The 16,936-nt window shown below is 43.1% G+C and carries 13 protein-coding genes and 1 pseudogene; 9 read left to right on the top strand and 5 right to left on the bottom strand.

The genetic code is table 11. From position 1 onward, the window contains the following. The first annotated feature begins 75 nt into the window (after positions 1-75). The 3 genes from clpB (at position 76) to rpmB (ending at position 5,767) form a co-directional block, all read left to right on the top strand. On the top strand, positions 76-2,718 hold the full coding sequence (gene clpB, locus HWQ38_RS27145; RefSeq protein WP_292799949.1) for an ATP-dependent chaperone ClpB: 2,643 nt from the start codon (positions 76-78) through the stop codon (positions 2,716-2,718). A gap of 620 nt (positions 2,719-3,338) precedes the next feature. Further along, the gene (gene htpG, locus HWQ38_RS27140) at positions 3,339-5,327 is read left to right on the top strand and encodes a molecular chaperone HtpG (protein ID WP_292799946.1); all 1,989 of its coding nucleotides are present in this window, start codon (positions 3,339-3,341) and stop codon (positions 5,325-5,327) included. A 203-nt stretch (positions 5,328-5,530) separates the two neighbouring features. Beyond that, a complete protein-coding gene (rpmB, locus tag HWQ38_RS27135; protein WP_292799943.1) occupies positions 5,531-5,767 on the top strand; it encodes a 50S ribosomal protein L28 in 237 nt (78 codons plus the stop codon). A gap of 523 nt (positions 5,768-6,290) precedes the next feature. On the opposite strand, the gene HWQ38_RS27130 is transcribed toward rpmB, so the two are convergent. The 3 genes from HWQ38_RS27130 to HWQ38_RS27120 all read right to left on the bottom strand — a co-directional run bounded on the left by HWQ38_RS27130 (position 6,291) and on the right by HWQ38_RS27120 (position 10,631). Beyond that, complete coding sequence (locus HWQ38_RS27130; RefSeq protein WP_292799989.1) at positions 6,291-6,938, bottom strand: Uma2 family endonuclease; 648 nt, start codon at positions 6,936-6,938, stop codon at positions 6,291-6,293. Between the two features lie 282 nt (positions 6,939-7,220). Beyond that, positions 7,221-8,729 (bottom strand): pitrilysin family protein, encoded by a 1,509-nt coding sequence (locus HWQ38_RS27125; RefSeq protein WP_292799940.1) that lies wholly within the window; start codon positions 8,727-8,729, stop codon positions 7,221-7,223. 36 nt (positions 8,730-8,765) lie between these two features. Then, positions 8,766-10,631 carry a pitrilysin family protein gene (locus HWQ38_RS27120; RefSeq protein WP_292799937.1) on the bottom strand — a complete coding sequence of 622 codons (1,866 nt, stop codon included), beginning with the start codon at positions 10,629-10,631 and terminating at the stop codon, positions 8,766-8,768. A 151-nt stretch (positions 10,632-10,782) separates the two neighbouring features. Between HWQ38_RS27120 and HWQ38_RS27115 the strand changes: the two genes are divergently transcribed. Next, positions 10,783-11,397, top strand: a complete 615-nt coding sequence (locus tag HWQ38_RS27115; RefSeq protein WP_292799934.1) for a TetR/AcrR family transcriptional regulator — start codon at positions 10,783-10,785, stop codon at positions 11,395-11,397. A gap of 74 nt (positions 11,398-11,471) precedes the next feature. On the opposite strand, the gene HWQ38_RS27110 is transcribed toward HWQ38_RS27115, so the two are convergent. Beyond that, positions 11,472-11,912, bottom strand: coding sequence for a DUF4332 domain-containing protein (locus HWQ38_RS27110; RefSeq protein WP_292799930.1), 441 nt, complete (start codon positions 11,910-11,912; stop codon positions 11,472-11,474). Between the two features lie 34 nt (positions 11,913-11,946). On the opposite strand from HWQ38_RS27110, the gene HWQ38_RS27105 reads away from it, so the two are divergent. The 5 genes from HWQ38_RS27105 (at position 11,947) to HWQ38_RS27085 (ending at position 15,641) form a co-directional block, all read left to right on the top strand. Further along, positions 11,947-12,183 carry a hypothetical protein gene (locus tag HWQ38_RS27105; RefSeq protein WP_292799927.1) on the top strand — a complete coding sequence of 79 codons (237 nt, stop codon included), beginning with the start codon at positions 11,947-11,949 and terminating at the stop codon, positions 12,181-12,183. 240 nt (positions 12,184-12,423) lie between these two features. Then, positions 12,424-12,960 (top strand): hypothetical protein, encoded by a 537-nt coding sequence (locus HWQ38_RS27100; RefSeq protein WP_292799924.1) that lies wholly within the window; start codon positions 12,424-12,426, stop codon positions 12,958-12,960. Between the two features lie 486 nt (positions 12,961-13,446). Continuing rightward, a complete protein-coding gene (locus tag HWQ38_RS27095; protein ID WP_292799921.1) occupies positions 13,447-14,280 on the top strand; it encodes a protein-glutamate O-methyltransferase CheR in 834 nt (277 codons plus the stop codon). A 139-nt stretch (positions 14,281-14,419) separates the two neighbouring features. Then, positions 14,420-14,713: a DUF433 domain-containing protein gene (locus HWQ38_RS27090; RefSeq protein ID WP_292799918.1), complete on the top strand. Its 294-nt coding sequence runs from the start codon at positions 14,420-14,422 to the stop codon at positions 14,711-14,713. Between the two features lie 148 nt (positions 14,714-14,861). Then, positions 14,862-15,641: a hypothetical protein gene (locus tag HWQ38_RS27085; protein WP_292799915.1), complete on the top strand. Its 780-nt coding sequence runs from the start codon at positions 14,862-14,864 to the stop codon at positions 15,639-15,641. Between the two features lie 134 nt (positions 15,642-15,775). Here the strand turns inward: HWQ38_RS27085 and HWQ38_RS27080 are convergent. Continuing rightward, positions 15,776-16,699, bottom strand: a pseudogene (locus HWQ38_RS27080) (FTR1 family protein). Between the last annotated feature and the right edge of the window lie 237 nt (positions 16,700-16,936).

Raw genomic sequence — 16,936 nt, 5'->3', positions numbered from 1 at the left:
CCCACTCCCTATTCCCCACTCCCTTTAATAATCCCCAATCCCTAAACTAAAAATCCCAATTCCAAAATTCTAAAGATGCAACCTACAGATCCGAATAAATTTACTGATAAAGCCTGGGAAGCAATTGTTAAATCTCAGGATATAGTCCGTGCTTATCAACAACAGCAACTAGATGTTGAACATTTAATTATTGCCCTCTTGGAAGAACCCACTAGTCTGGCAATACGTATCCTGGCTCGATCTGAGGTCGATCCAATCCGCTTGCAAGAGCAGCTAGAAGCCTTTACCCAACGTCAGCCGAAAGTTGGTAAAAGTGATCAGCTTTACCTTAGCCGCAATTTAGATGTTTTACTAGACCGCGCTGAGGAAGTTAGAGCCAAGATGAAAGACTCTTACATTTCTGTAGAACACATACTTTTGGCATTTGCTGAAGACGATCGCATTGGACGAAAGCTACTCAAAGGCTTTAACGCGGATACAGCTAAACTAGAAACTACGATTAAAACCGTTCGCGGTAGCCAAAAGGTGACAGATCAAACCCCAGAATCCCGCTATGAAGCCTTACAAAAATTTGGCAGAGATTTGACAGAACAGGCAAAAGCTGGAAAACTCGATCCAGTAATTGGGCGGGATGACGAAATTCGGCGGGTAATTCAAGTCTTGTCTCGACGTAGCAAAAATAACCCTGTATTGATTGGTGAGCCTGGGGTAGGTAAAACTGCGATCGCGGAAGCTTTGGCACAGCGAATGGTAAATGGTGATGTTCCCGAATCTCTGAAAAACCGCCAACTCATCTCTTTAGATATGGGCAGTTTGATCGCTGGGGCAAAATTGCGAGGTGAATTTGAAGAACGCCTGAAAGCAGTCCTCAAGGAAGTTACGGAATCTAACGGGCAAATTGTCCTGTTTATTGACGAACTACACACCGTAGTCGGCACCGGTTCCAATCAACAAGGGGCAATGGATGCCGGAAATCTGCTTAAACCAATGCTGGCGCGGGGAGAACTGCGTTGCATTGGCGCTACAACCCTGGATGAGTTTCGCAAACACATTGAGAAAGACGCCGCCCTAGAACGCCGTTTTCAGCAAGTATTTGTGGATCAGCCAAGTGTAGAAAATACTATTTCGATTCTGCGGGGATTGAAAGAACGTTATGAAGTTCATCACAACGTCAAAATTTCTGATTCGGCTTTGGTAGCAGCAGCAACCCTGTCAGCGCGTTATATTAGCGATCGCTTCTTACCAGATAAAGCGATTGATTTGGTGGATGAGGCAGCAGCACAGTTGAAAATGGAGATTACCTCCAAACCAGCCGAATTGGAAACCATTGATCGCCGCCTCATGCAGTTAGAAATGGAAAAGCTGTCATTAGCTGGCGAAGAAAAGGGTACTCCCCAAACCAAAGAACGTTTGCAGCGAATTGAGCAAGAAATCACCAAGTTGACGGAAAAACAGCAAATATTTAATGAGCAATGGCAAGGTGAAAAGCAGATATTGGAGGCGATAAGCAGCTTAAAGAAAGAAGAAGATGGGCTGCGAGTGCAAATTGAACAGGCGGAACGTGCCTATGATCTGAATAAAGCTGCCCAACTGAAGTATGGCAAATTGGAAGGAGTACAACGCGATCGCGAAGCCAAAGAAGCGAACCTTTTAGAAATTCAAAATCAAGGTTCCACGTTACTCCGAGAACAAGTTACTGAAGCCGATATTGCCGAAATCGTCGCCAAATGGACAGGAATCCCTGTTAATCGCCTGTTGGAATCGGAACGGCAAAAATTACTCCAACTAGAAAGTCATTTACATGAACGAGTCATTGGGCAAGAAGAGGCTGTAGAAGCGGTAGCAGCCGCAATTCGTCGCGCCCGTGCGGGGATGAAAGATCCCTCTCGTCCCATTGGTTCATTTTTGTTCATGGGACCGACAGGTGTGGGTAAAACAGAACTCGCGCGTGCTTTAGCTCAGTTTCTCTTTGATTCTGATGATGCCTTGGTGCGCTTAGATATGTCTGAGTATATGGAAAAACACTCAGTTTCTCGCCTTGTGGGAGCGCCTCCAGGATATGTAGGATATGAAGAAGGTGGTCAACTTTCCGAGGCAGTTCGCCGCCGTCCTTATTCGGTGGTGCTGCTGGATGAAGTCGAAAAGGCGCACCCCGATGTATTCAATATTTTATTGCAGGTGTTAGATGATGGGAGAATTACTGACTCTCAGGGAAGAACGGTAGATTTTCGCAACAGCGTTATTGTCATGACCAGTAACATTGGTAGCGAACATATCTTGGATATATCTGGTGATGATTCCAAGTATGAAACAATGCGGAAGCGAGTAATGGAAAACTTGCGATCGCATTTCCGCCCGGAATTTCTCAACCGCGTCGATGACATTATTCTCTTCCATACCCTAAATCGCACCGAAATGCGGCAGATTATCCGCATTCAACTCAAGCGCGTAGAAAATCTCCTGCGCGAGCAAAAAATCTTCTTTGAAATATCCCAATCTGCCTGTGATCACCTTGTAGAATCAGGCTATGACCCAGTTTATGGTGCCCGCCCCCTGAAACGGGCAATTCAGCGAGAAATAGAAAACCCCCTCGCCACCAAGTTATTGGAAAATACCTTTATCTCTGGAGACACAATTATCATTGACAAAAATGAAACAGGTCTGTCTTTTAGTAAAAAAATGCTGGTGAAGGTATCAGTACCACAGATTGCTACATAGCAGTTATTAATTGCCTGGAATACAGTGTAAACTTAAGCCGTGGCGAATGGAATTAGCGGTTAGATAAACTCTCGTCCCCCTCCGAGGACTAAGAAAAAATTCAGGGTTTATAACCCGTGCAGGCGGGTAAAACCTCGTGTAGATAGGGTTTATAACCGACGATTTCACCTTATACCAAAATTCTGGAGTACAAAGCCAGTATGTGACGAACACTACTGGGAAATGGGTTTGAAAGGATATCCCAAAAAGCGGATTTTAAACTCTGTTGCCAAAGCTGGATTAACTGTCAAGCAAGAATTTATCGATCCCACTTATCCGTATCACTATTTTTTGGTATTGGAGAAGAATTCCAGCAATAGATTAGACAGCAGTCTCAACTAGACTAATAGACCTGGGTAAAAAATCGGGAGTCGGGAAATCCGAATCTGAAAATGGGGGCAAACAATCCTCAAAAAGCGAGCGTAGGCGCAGCCCGTCGTAGACATCGCCTCAGCTATCTTTTAAAATCCTAATTGGTATCATGCCCTTCTGTGTTCTCCGGGTTTATCCTGGAAAACAGAGGACTGGGCTGTATTAGCCACTATCATCGTTTCAGATACTAACATTGAAGATTACGAATCATGCTAGAACAAGGCACTATCAGTATTCATACTGAGAATATTTTCCCAATTATCAAGAAGTCGCTCTACTCAGATCACCAAATCTTCTTACGAGAACTGGTATCTAACGCTGTAGATGCCATCCAAAAGCTGAAAATGGTATCCCGCGCCGGAGATTACGCTGGAGATATCGGCGAACCGGAAATTGAAATTGCCATTGACAAAAATAACAAAACCCTATCTATATCCGATAACGGTATCGGGATGACCGCAGATGAAGTTAAGAAATATATCAATCAGGTTGCCTTCTCTAGTGCTGAAGAGTTTATTCACAAGTATGAAGACAAATCAGATCAACCGATAATCGGCCACTTCGGGCTTGGTTTCTACTCTTCCTTCATGGTGGCGCAAAAGGTAGAAATTGATACCCTCTCATATCAAGAAGGAGCGCAGGCGGTTCACTGGACTTGCGATGGTTCCCCAGCTTTCACCCTGGAAGATTCGCCCCGGACAACTCGCGGCACTACTATTACTCTCAGCCTGCAAGGAGAAGAGGAGGAATTTTTAGAAACAGCACGGATTAAGAATCTTGTCAAGACCTACTGCGACTTCTTGCCAGTACCAATAAAACTGGATGGCGAAGTATTAAATAAGCAAAAAGCACCGTGGCGAGAGTCTCCGAGTAATCTGAGTCAAGAAGATTATTTAGAGTTTTACCGCTACCTGTATCCTTTTCAGGAAGAGCCACTGTTATGGGTACATCTAAATACAGACTATCCCTTTATCATCAACGGGATTCTGTATTTTCCCAAAATGAGGCCGGATGTAGATGTTACTAAAGGGCAGATCAAGCTATTTTGTAATCAAGTTTTTGTTAGTGACAACTGCGAAGAAATTATTCCGCAATTTCTGACTCCAATGCGGGGTGTGATTGATAGCAGCGATATTCCTCTGAATGTATCGCGCAGTGCCTTGCAAGGCGATCGCACCGTGCGGAGAATCGGTGATTACATTGCTAAAAAAGTAGGCGATCGCCTCAAAGAACTTTTCCGCGACAACCGCGAACAATACATTAGCGCCTGGAAGGATCTTGGGACTTTTGTCAAATTCGGCGTTCTCAACGACGAGAAATTCAAAAAACAAATCGAAGATATCATAGTCTTCCGCACCACCGCCAAGCTGACAGAAAAACCTGCTGCTGAAACTCCAGCAGTTGAGGTACAGTCTTCAGAGGGGGATGCTTGGCAAGATGTCACTCCTTCACCCAGTTCTGATTTTTCCTCACCCAGCGCTCCTTACACCACACTCAAAGAGTATCTAGAACGTAACAAAGAACGTAACGAAAATCGGGTTTTCTACAGCACCGATGAAGCAACCCAAGCTACCTACATAGAATTGCACAAAAATCAAGGCTTGGAAGTCCTGTTTATGGACTCCTTCATTGACACACACTTTATCAACTTCTTAGAGCGGGAATATCAGGATGTCAAATTTACGCGGGTAGATTCCGAGTTAGATAATACGCTGCTAGAACAAGACAAAGGTACGGAAATTATTGATCCCAAGACGAACAAAACTCGGAGTGAGACGATCAAAGAGTTATTTGAAAAATCTCTCAACAAACCGAAACTCAACATCCGTACTGAAGCGTTGAAATCAGATGATCCTCAAGGGACACCACCTGCGATCGTGCTTTTACCAGAGATTCTCCGCCGCCTGCGAGAAATGAACGCCATGATGCAGCAGCAGACAACAGAATTTCCCGAAGATCACATTTTGGTGGTGAATACTGCTCACCCACTGATTCAAAATCTGGCAAATCTTAACCAAAGTAGTATTATTCAAGGTGAGGGTGAATCGCCTACAAATCAGTTAGTGAACTTGATTTGCCAACACGTCTACGATTTAGCGCTGATGTCTCAGAAAGGATTTGATGCTGAGGGGATGAAATCTTTCGTCGAGCGATCGAATGAGGTACTCACCAAGCTGACGGAAGAAGCTAGTAAATAGTGCTGAGTTAGGAGAGACGCGATTAATCGCGTCTGTACAGGAGTTTGGAGTTATTTCTCCCCCCACTCCCATTCGGCTACGCCCTTCGACTACGCTCAGGACAAGCTCACGGCAAGCCTGCTCTCCATCTCTTTTCCTACTTCTGTTGCCTAAGACCTAAAATGGAAAGGCTGTATTAAAATAGAAATCTGGAGATATTTGCTATGTCCCGTCGCTGTGAACTAACTGGTAAAAAGGCAAATAACGCCTTTGCTGTTTCCCACTCTCACCGCCGTACTAAACGCCTTCAGCACGTCAATCTGCAAAGCAAGCGTGTTTGGTGGGAAGGTGGAAATCGCTGGGTGAGATTAAAGCTGTCTACTAAAGCAATCAAAACCATAGGAACCAAAGGCTTAGAAGTAATGGCAAAAGAAGCTGGCATTAACCTGAATCATTACTAAACCTCATCTAAGTTGAGAACCATAGTTTTCGCCCTCACCCTAAATCCCTCTCCCAGATATGGGAGACGGACTTTGAAATTCTAGCTCCCCTTCTCCCAGATATGGGAGAAGGGGTTGGGGGATGAGGGCAAATCCTTTTGATCACAGAAGAACTACAGGTTTCAAGATAGACGTGGTTTAAGTAATGTAGATTTCATCACCTGAGACTTTCGGAGAGTGGAATACAGGTGATTCGTAGAGTAGCACACCTAGCTGTGCTACCCTACTTCTTACATTACATCTTGAGTAGTAAGTAGGTAAGAATAAATCAAGCTATAGCAATCCTAAATGAGTTACGAACATAAGATCCCCGACTTCTTGAAGAAGTCGGGGATCTTAGCCTATAGGTGGAGAGCAAATCAAATAGGATTGCTAGATGTTACCCAATATAAAATTCATTAATAATTAATTTCTTAAATTACGAATTACGTTAGCGCAGCGTTAGCGAGTCCGCGAGCGTCATTACGAATTACGAATTATTCAATCATTGCTGTTGTATTTGCTTTTGTACCCAAAGACGAAAAGCCTTGAGTGTTGCATTTCTGCCTGCTGTTGTACTTTGCTTAAGATATTGAGGAATTGCCTCAATTAGTGGAAATAGAGGAAAATTTAGGCTTTGCTGAGACTCTACATAATGCCCATCTCGCAGAACATTAATTTTGAGCTTTCCTTGATCAAAACGCCAAAGCTCAGGTACTTTTAAAGCTTCATAAATATTAGGATGAGTGCGAGAAGTAATATCAATTTCTAAAGCTAAATCTGGAGGCGGATCTACTGTTAAATCTAATCGCTTCTTGCCGCGAATCCTAAATTCATTCTTTATATAGAAACACTGGTCAGGTTCTATACCTTGAGCCATTGCTTGGTTTTTGAAAGTGGTAGAACCAAGGCTGATAAACTCAGTATTTAGCTGTTCTAGAAGCGCTTTAATTAAATCACCAATAATTTCTTTATCATATTCATGTTCTGGCAATGGTGCCATAATTTCCAGTATTCCCCTGTCATAAGCAATTCGTGCAGCCCGATGTTCTCCTAAATCCTCTAGAATTGTTTCCAATTCCTGCCAGGTTACATCTCGCAATATCACTCTTTGTCCTGGTGGAACATGGATGCGCTTTAATTCCAACAACATCATCTCCACTCCCAGTAGCTTAAACCTAAATTTAGCTTACTCTAGTTGACTAATACGCGGCGACAATTTTTGCTACTTCCTCACTAAAATTGTTTAGAGCGAAGAAAAAACCTCTGGAGTTCACAGAGGTTTTGGTTCCTGATTTAGTTTCTACTGATTACTACAATTTGTCCTGAGTCATTTCCCGATATTTGAACAACAAGATCCCCGACTTCTTAGAGAAGTCGGGGATCTGAGTCTTGCGATTTGATTTGTATATTGAGTGTCTACCTACGGACGCGATTAATTTTTTGCCTGTGGCTGCGAACCGGGAATCGTTACATCTATTGGTGTCACCTGTGCTGCTAGCTGCGTTAATGGCGGTTGAATGGCGGTTTGATTGCCCACTACTAGAGTTACCAGCTTTTCTGGCTTCAGGTATTCTCGTGCTACCCGTTGCACATCGGCGGCTGTGGTGGCGGCGACGGCTTTTTGATAGCGAAAGAGAAAATCAGCTGGATAGCCGTAATATTCGTATCGCATCAATCGTGATAAGGTTTGGCTGGGATCTTGAAAGTTGAATACAAAGGAGTTAAGTGTAGACTCTTTGGCAAAAGCCAGTTCTTTTGCTGTGACTCTTTGAGTTTGGATACGCTTGATTTGCTCTTGTAAGGCTTTGACAAACTGGACAGTAGCATCCGATCGCGTTTGTCCACCAGCAATAAACATTCCAGGATAATCGTAGCGGGGACTCCACTGGCCATAGACAGAGTAAGCTAAACCTTGACGCGATCGCACTTCATTAAATAAGCGTCCACCAAATCCATTTAACACCCCATTCAATACATCCAGCGCCGGATAATCGGGATTGTCAAACCGTCCGCCTAAATGCCCGATAAGTACACTACTTTGGGTTAATTGTGGCTGATTGACAAAAAAGACTCCACCTGTATTAGCTGGCGAAACCGTTGGTAATTTGGGTTTAGCAATACCTGGGTTCCGGTTCCAGTCGCCAAACTTAGCTTGAACGAGCGATCGCATTTTCTTCGCCTCAAAATCCCCAACAATCCCCAAAATCAGATTATTGGGGTGAAAATATTGCTGATAGAAATTGAGCAAATCCTCACGCTCAACCTGATCCACCGTTGCATACTCGATCGTGCGAGCGTATGGGCTATCTTTCCCATAGATCAGTTTCTTAAATTCTCGACTAGCAATTCCATCTGGATTGTCATTACGACGGGCAATGCCACCCTTAGCTTGTGTCTTAGCCAAGTCTAGCTTTTCTTGAGCAAATACAGGCGATCGCACCACCTCCGCAAACAGCCCAAACACCGTTTCTAAATCTTCACTAAGGGCGTCAAAGGTAGCACTACCAGAAGCTTCACCAATACTAGTTTCCACAGCCGCCGCCCGTTGTTCCAATATCTCGTTGAGTTGATCAGGCGAATGCTGCTTAGTTCCTCCAGTTCGCATCACCGCGCCTGTAAAACCAGCTAAACCGACTTTCTGTAGTGGTTCCAAGCGATTTCCTGTCCGCACAAACGCCGTCCCGTTCACCAACGGTAACTCGTGATCCTCCATCAAATAGACAACCAAGCCGTTTTGAAGTACAAACCGCTCATACTTGGGTAACTTGATCTCAGGTAGCGGTGGAAGCTGCAACTCCGTGTAATGCTTTGCCTCAGTTGTCGCCGCCAGAGAAAAATTACAAGTTAGAAGCAAACACGTAAAAACAGCAACTAAAGCATAAATCAGCCCCTTTCCATTTTGAATTTTGAATTGTTTACCCTTCAGCTTAAACCTCTGCATACTTTCTTCCTTCGCGTCCTTTGCGGTTCATTTCTCTTAAGCTTCTTTCGATAACAACTTACCAATGGTGCGATTTTCCGGCGTAAACGTCTTTTTTGCCACCCGCTCAATATCAGCCGTCGTCACCGCCGCAATATCATCCAACTGCTTAAACAAATTCCGCCAAGAGCCAGTTTTCACCTCATATTCCAATAATTGTTGAGCCATCCCCATATTTGAATCGAGGGTACGTAACAAACCCGCCCGTGCTTGGGTTTTCACCCGTTGCAAATCAGCCGCCGCTATCGGCTCAGTTTTTAATTTGTCAATTTCTTGGCGCAAAGCCACCGCCAATTGATCAACTGTATGACCAGGTGCCGTGAGAGCATAGAATAACATCAGGTTTGGGTACTTATCTCCAGGAAATCCGCTAAAACCTTGAGCATTAAGCGCCAAACGTTGCTTTTCTACCAAAGACTTATACAGCCGCGACGTGCGCCCATCACTTAATAAACTGCCAATGATTTCATAGATTGCATTATCTGGATGGGTAATTGCCGGACGATGATAACCTTCTAAATACCAGGGTTGAGAAGGTAGCCGTAAAGTAACTTCTCGTGTTTGTTGTTGTGGCGGTTCTGTCGGGATTTGTTCAACAGCTTTGGTTTTTGGTTGATAGCGGCCAAAATAAGTTTGCGCCAATTTTTTCACCTGAGCCGCGTTCACATCTCCGACAATGGCGATCGCTAAATTACTTGGTACGTAGTGAGTATCAAAAAACTTGTGGACATCATCTGGTGTCAGATTACGGATATCTTCGTCATAACCAATCACCGGACGCTTGTAGGGATGGACTTTGTAAGCAGTATCAACAAATTTCTCCAGCATCAGTCCAATGGGTGAATTCTCCACCCGCATCCGCCGTTCTTCTAAAATGACATCTTTCTCTTTATAAAACTCCCGACTAATTACCGGATCAAGAAATCGCTCCGACTCCAACGACATCCAAAGTTCCAGCTTATTGGCAGGAAAGCTGTAAAAATAACGGGTGGCTTCGTTAGAAGTATTGGCATTTAAACCCACGCCTCCGGCTTGTTCGACAATTTGCCCCAATTGGTTTTGCAAAACTAGCTTACCTGCTTGTGATTCCACTTGCTTAAACTCAGTTTCTAACCGAGCAACCTCAGCTTTTTTGCCATCGGTTTTCGCTGTTTTAATTTGAGCATCCAACCGTTCTAATGCTTCAAGTAGAGGTTTTTCTGCTTTGTAGTCTTTTGTACCAATGCGTGTTGTGCCTTTAAACGCTAAATGTTCCAGAAAGTGAGCTACACCAGTTTTGCCCTCTACCTCATCCACACCACCGACATTCGCATAGGTAAGAAAAGAAACTACAGGCGCTTGATGTCGTTCTAAGACAATGAATTTTAGACCATTGTCGAGGCGAAATTCCCTTAACTGCTTGATGACTCGATCCAGATAAGGTTGAATCGAATTTTCAACTGGTGGAGTTTGAGTTTTGATTTCTTGGGGAGGAGATGCCGTCTGAGTTTGAGCCAGAGCAATTTCTGGCAGCAATCCGCACCAAAGGATGATCAAAGTTAACAAAGTGACAAACAACCGCCGCCATGTGACAGATACTTGATTTGACCAATCTAAAATCGTTCGACTGACTTGTACTGACTTGTACTGAGCGACGTCGTTGGCGCAGCCTCTCGTAGAGAAGTAGCGTTGTCGTTGGCGCAGCCTCTCGTAGAGAAGTAGCGTTCGCGCAGCGTCTGGTAGAGAAGTCGTACTCCTTCGGAGAAGCAAGCTACGCGTAGCGTTCCGCAGGAAAGTCCCAAATTTAAAGTCGTTCGACTGAGCGAAGTCGTTCGCGTAGCGTTCCGCAGGAAAGTCCCAAATTAACCGACTGTTCTGGTTCATAAGCAAAAAAATTAAGATAAAGTTACACTAACTACAAAACAGGACACTTAGCCAAAGAGCGTTAATCTTGTATTAAGTTTTCAGGGTTTTTTCTACTTGAGGTAGACAATAATGCTACAAATCCTGCTTTACATATCTCACCATAACTTTTATGCGAATTTTTAATTCTTCCCCGCCCTCAGAGGCTCAGACACGCACCCGGATTTTAGAGACAGCACAACGATTGTTTGCCTCTAAGGGATTTGACGGCACTACCACCCGCGATTTAGCACAAACAGCAGGTGTAGCTGAAGGCACTCTATTTCGTTATTTTCCTAATAAAAAGGCAATTTTGGTGGAAGTAGCGACTAGCGGCTGGGTGGAGATTCTGACAGATTTACTCACAGAATTAAGTGAAATGGGTAACTATAAAGCGATCGCTCAAGTGATGCGGCGGAGGATGTGGAATTTCCAAAAAAATGCCGATTTGATGCGTGTTTGTTTTATGGAGGTGCAGTTTCACCCCGATTTGCGCGATCGCATTCAATTAGAAGTGATTACCAAAATGACTGATGTGGGCGAAGCCTTCTTTCAGACAGCGATGGATAAAGGCATTTATCGTCAAATGGACGCCAAGCTAGTTGCGAAAGTTTTCTTGGGAATGTTTGCGATCGCAGGTTTTTCCAACAATACCATCATCGAACCTGATGCTTCCCCCCAACAAATGCAGGAAATGGCAGAAGGACTTGCTGATATCTTCCTGAATGGAGTCTTGATCAAAGAGTGAATAATTATGAGTTAGGAGTTATTAGTTATGAATTTTAACTGTACAGACGCAATTAATCGCGTCTCTCCAAACTCCTAATTAATAATTACTTGCGCTTGCTGACTCCACTGTTGTACTAGCTCAATTGCTGGACACAAATCTCGTCGTTGCATTGTTGCTACCTGCAAACGCATAATTTGTTGGTGTAATCTGTGAGTTGGAGTTTGAGCTAACTGCGCTACAGAACCAATACCCGCATGGAGCAATAAACCACAATATTGTGTCCCCACACTGGGAATACGTGCCAAGTCAGCCAAAGCCATCCATTTATTTACATATTGAAGATGAATTTGTAATTTATTTGCTAACGCTAGTCTTTCCTCTAGAGTTTTTCCTTGTTTAATTAGCGCTACTGTGCTAGTAATCCCGCAATTTTGCAGTTGAGATTGTTCCTCGTGGCTTAGTCCAGGTAATTCCTCAATTGGCCAGTCACGAGATTGGCTAGGACTTCTATTCTTTGTGTGTTTAGCAGACATTTTTGAAATTAAAAAATAGGTTTGTTTAAATATTGTGACAGTCGCTTCTTTGCAAAAGTACGCTTTTGCAGACAATGCCATTGTATCGGGTGGTAATGCCATTGCATCGGGTTGCACTGCCATTGCATCGGGTTGCACTGCCATTGCATCGGCTTGCACTGCCATTGCATCGGCTTGCTATGCCATTGCATCGGCTTGCTATGCCATTGCATCGGCTTGCACTGCCATTGCATCGAGTTGCACTGCCATTGCATCGGCTTGCAAAAATTAGGTAGAGTCAATGGTTAGTATTTTCCACCGCACTTCTCTAGAGGTTTGGAGACTGAAAAGTAAATACCACACTGTAAGGGCACAGAAAAAGCTCATTGGTGTCAACTTCAGAAAAAATCTGCTTTGATATAGTCATGTATCTCACAAACAAATTTTGGCTTTTAGATTCTCTCTCTAGATAAAAAATCTTTCTCTCGGTAGATAGGTGTACTAACATTATTATGGCTACTATGTTACCAATATGACGATAGTAAGAAAAAATACTGTAAATACAACCGTAAATCCTTCAGTAAGTCCTCCAGAAAACTTGGCAGAAAAGTATAAGGAAGCAGAGCGGATGCGTGATGTTCTGCTTTTATTGCAAAACTTGATTAACAGTGAAGAAGCCACTGTGAAACTAATTCTGGATTGTCTGTATGATGTTGGTTCAGTCAATCTGATCAATCAAAAGCTTCGCTTGAAACCCTTAAATCGGGTGATGAAATTAATTGCGCGGATGTCGAAACCAGTTTTTAGAACTTTAGCTTTAAATTGGTTTAAAAAGAACTGTCCCCAACTGATTACTAATTGGCTACATACGCAGGTGTCTTTTAAAAAACCCCAAAATACACCCCAACAAGTAGCTATCGAAGTTGTACAACTGGAACCATATTCTATTCCACAGAAAGAAAGTCTGAGCCAAGAGATTAAAAATCTGCGCTACCAGGTTAGATGGCTAGCTGGGATTTCAATAACAGCGATCGCTATTTTAGTAGTAACAGTCACTTGGTTAAACTGAAACCCATAACTAGCACCGGGATCAAATTTAATTGATTCAGCAAGCTATTTTAGGCAGAAAATATGTTTAGATTTTATAGCAATCTTAAATAGTTTGTAAAAATCTTCTCTATTTGTTTTTTTCTGGTGCATTTGCTGCACCTAGTTTACTGAAGCGTAGAAGTACACCTGTTGTGATCATTATTTTTTCTTGATCACCTATCTAAAATTCTTGTATGAGCAAATAATTCTAGTTTCTAATTTATAATTGATGCTAAAGACCAACTAAATTGATTTATGGAAATTACCCAAAGTCCAGCATCATTATTTCAAAAAGCCCATTCATGCCTGGGGTAATAATTATAAATTACGAATTACGTTAGCGAGTCATCGTACTCTGTAAAAGTTGTAAGCTACGCTTTTAGCGTCTCGTAGAGAGCGTCATTACGAACTTGTACTGAGCGCAGCCGTTGGCGTAGCCTCTGGTAGAGAAGTATTACGAATTATTATGCTTTTGCCCAAACCAACCTTAGAGGACATCGAAATACATCTGCTCTTGGAAGGGCTGTATCGGTACTACGGTTATGACTTTCGTGATTATGCTCTTTCTTCACTTAAGCGGCGTATTCAGAGCTTCATGCAGTCAGAGGGGTTAGCAAATGTTTCGGCATTGCAAGAGCGTTTACTCCATAACCGTGTCTATTTGGAACGATTTTTGCTTGCTCTGACGGTGAATGTAACATCAATGTTTCGTGATCCCAGCTTTTATAACACCTTCAGAAATCAAGTTATCCCCTTCTTACAAACCTATCCATTTATTCGCATCTGGCACGCTGGATGTTCAACCGGTGAAGAAGTTTACTCAATGGCAATTTTGCTTCAAGAAGAAGGACTTTACCACCGTTGCCGCATATATGCCACTGATACGAACGAGAAGGTATTACAAAATGCCAAAAGTGGGATTTTTTCCCTAAAACTGATGCAGGAATATACTCAACTTTATTTAAAAGCAGGCGGCAAGAAGTCTTTCTCAGAATATTATACAGCAGCTTATGATAACGCAATTTTTCGAGCATCTCTAAGAGAAAATGTTGTTTTCGCGCAGCATAATTTAGCAACTGACAGTTCTTTTAATGAGTTTAATGTCATCCTTTGTCGTAACGTCCTCATATATTTCAATCAGGTACTGCAAAAACGGGTACATGAACTGTTTTATAATAGCCTCTGCACCTTTGGCATCTTGGGTTTAGGAAGACAAGAATCTATTAGGTTCACCTCTTATGAGCAGTACTATGAAGAGATAGTCAAAGGTGAGAAAATATATAAGAAAATTGGGGTGTAGTAGGACAGCTATATCTTAAACTGGTCTAGGCTATCAGCGATCGCCTTCCACCAAGGTTTGACCAACCCATTCGTTCGTCCTCTTGCCATCAGATTAAGCTAAGATCCTCATAAAAGCATTGAGTGTAGAGGAAAACACTTTGGCTGTAGCAGTTAACATTGGTAGTTTGATTGACTCTCATCCTGGAATTCATGGGGGTACTCCTTTGATTGCAGGCACAGGAGTTACCGTTCGTCGAATTGCAATTTGGCATAACGCGGGTCATAGCATAGAAGAAATTGCCCATGAAATAGGGCATTTAAACTTGGCGCAGGTTTATGCGGCATTAACCCATTACTACGTCAACAAAAATGAAATCGATGTGGACATTGCAGCAGATGAAGCTGAATATGATCGCCTCCTAGCCTTGCACAGATATAGCAAACAAGCGTGAGTCAAATTCGTCTGTATACCGATGCGTAGCTCATCGTAGATATTGCTGTCAAAAGACAGTCTGTCAAACATTTTTAATTGTGTTCAGAAGATATACTTGGCGATCGCTTAAGGTAAATTACAGATTAAAGTCTTAAAGGAGATTGTCGATGCAACTTCTCGAATGTCCTCCTGTTGCAGTCATTGCTGGAGAAAATGCGGTTCACGTTTCTCAACTACCTTCTACATGGCAAGACATTGCTAGAGGAAGCGCGAGTGTTGGACTTGACCATCCCCAAAGCTATGTTGAGATGGCACAGTTGTTCTTATATAAATTAGAGCATGGTGATGTTGACTTGTTTAGCGATCGCCCCCAACTAGCTCACTTAATACCATCATTCTCGCAGCTATTTGCACAACTAGCATGGGAAACTCTGGAGTTTTTTGGGCAGGACTTTCTCAAGCATAGCTATCCGAACTTTGCAGAAATTCTTTGTGATGTGGAATCAAAGGGAATCGAGTTCGCTGATGAAGTAAAAGTGGCTCGCATTGGTATAGATTTATTTAATGAGTTTGGTTATGAACTACCTGCTAGCTTCTATCATGTGCATCTAGCACCAATTTACCGCGATCATGTGTTTGAAGAACGTGCCTTACGATTTGATCAGCGCGATATCGAACACAAACGCCCTTGGGATGCCATACTCCATGCAGGTAAGGTGTTTGCTATTCAGATGAAGGTACAAAGTATTGCTTCTAAATACGGTTTTACTTATCAACACGGCTGCGGTTGCAACTCTCATCTATCTTCCATTGATGTATCTCGTGGGGCGTTTGAATATGAATTGAGTCCCGAAAAACGTCAGCGATGGCTTCGCAGTTTCTTATGGACTGCTTGGTATGAGTATGCCTTCTTTGCGATCGTGCCAAATACGAGTTATTTAGTTTAACTGTTTCGCCAAAGCTACGCTTTCTCTCCCCTCCTCGCTTGCGGGGAGGGGTTGGGGGTGGGGTGTTAGGGATTTTTGCAAGAGGTCAATTTCCCTCAGTCAAATCTTTCAAGTTCGGTGTTCAGGAATAGACGTTAATTGAGTTTGCTTGCTGGCTTTAATTGTGTTGGCTGATCAAGACTGCGGAAGTAAAGACCGCCCACAATTGCCCAAAAGAGGAGATATCCCATAGCCTGCACTAGATACAGTTTTTGGGTATAGCCAAATAAGGTTTTCAGCAAAATACCAGGAAACTGGCGGTCAGGTAAGATGGTTGAGAGATCCCAAATCTGAGGCCCCAAAAGACAAGATGTATTTCCTTGTCCGCAAACGCCCAAGACTTCAGGGTTGATTTGGCTAAAGGCGATCGCAGCTGCATCCAGATGGCGGAGGGCAGAAATTACTAACCCAGAGACAATCAATAGCAGAAATACGCCCATCACCTGGAAAAATTGTCTCAAATTGATCCGAACACTCCACTTAAAAAGCAGCATCCCGATTATGACCGCGATCACTAGTCCGGCGATCGCCCCCAGGATGGGTGTCAAGCCTTCTTGAAACTTAGCGACGATAAACAAAGCCGTTTCTAGTCCTTCCCGAAACACCGCAATAAAAACTAAGCTGAAAATTGCCTAAGCTGCGCGGTTATCTTCACCCAAGGCAGTTTTGACGGAACCTTCAATTTCAGCTTTGAGAAATCGCGCTTGTCGTGTCATCCAAATTAGCATCCAACTGAGCATTGCGATCGCGATCGCGCCTAATCCCACCTCGAATAATTGCTTGAAGACAGGCGCATATAATTGTTCAGATGTCTGCAATCCCTGTAACCCTAGATGAATTAGTAAACCAACTACAAAACTCGCTAGAATGCCACTCAGGATTCCTAAGTAAACCCAACGGTGCAATTTTTGTTGTTGAGCTTGCTGTAAACAGGCGAAGACGATTCCCACAACTAAAGCAGCTTCCACGCCTTCTCGCAAGGTAATGAAAAAGGTAGGTAATGCAGCGCTCCAATTCATAGTAAATTAAATTGCTTCAATAGCAAATGTTTATTCTAAGTTGACTGTAGCAAATTCTTTAGTTTTACCTTGAGCGGATTTTTCTTTAAAAATAAATGGTGCATGGGGCATAAAAGTAATTAACAATGCCGCATACACCAACCCAGATAAATTCTGTGGGTTTTCCTCCGATCAATATTTACTGCCAAACATAGATTAAGAGAAACAAAATAATCCAGATGACATCGACGAAGTGCC

Origin of the sequence: Nostoc sp. NMS7, assembly GCF_017115085.1 — a bacterium.
Classification (GTDB): Bacteria; Cyanobacteriota; Cyanobacteriia; order Cyanobacteriales; family Nostocaceae; genus Nostoc.
Note: the sequence above shows the minus strand (reverse complement) of the source record. Positions and strands in the feature narration are given on the sequence as shown.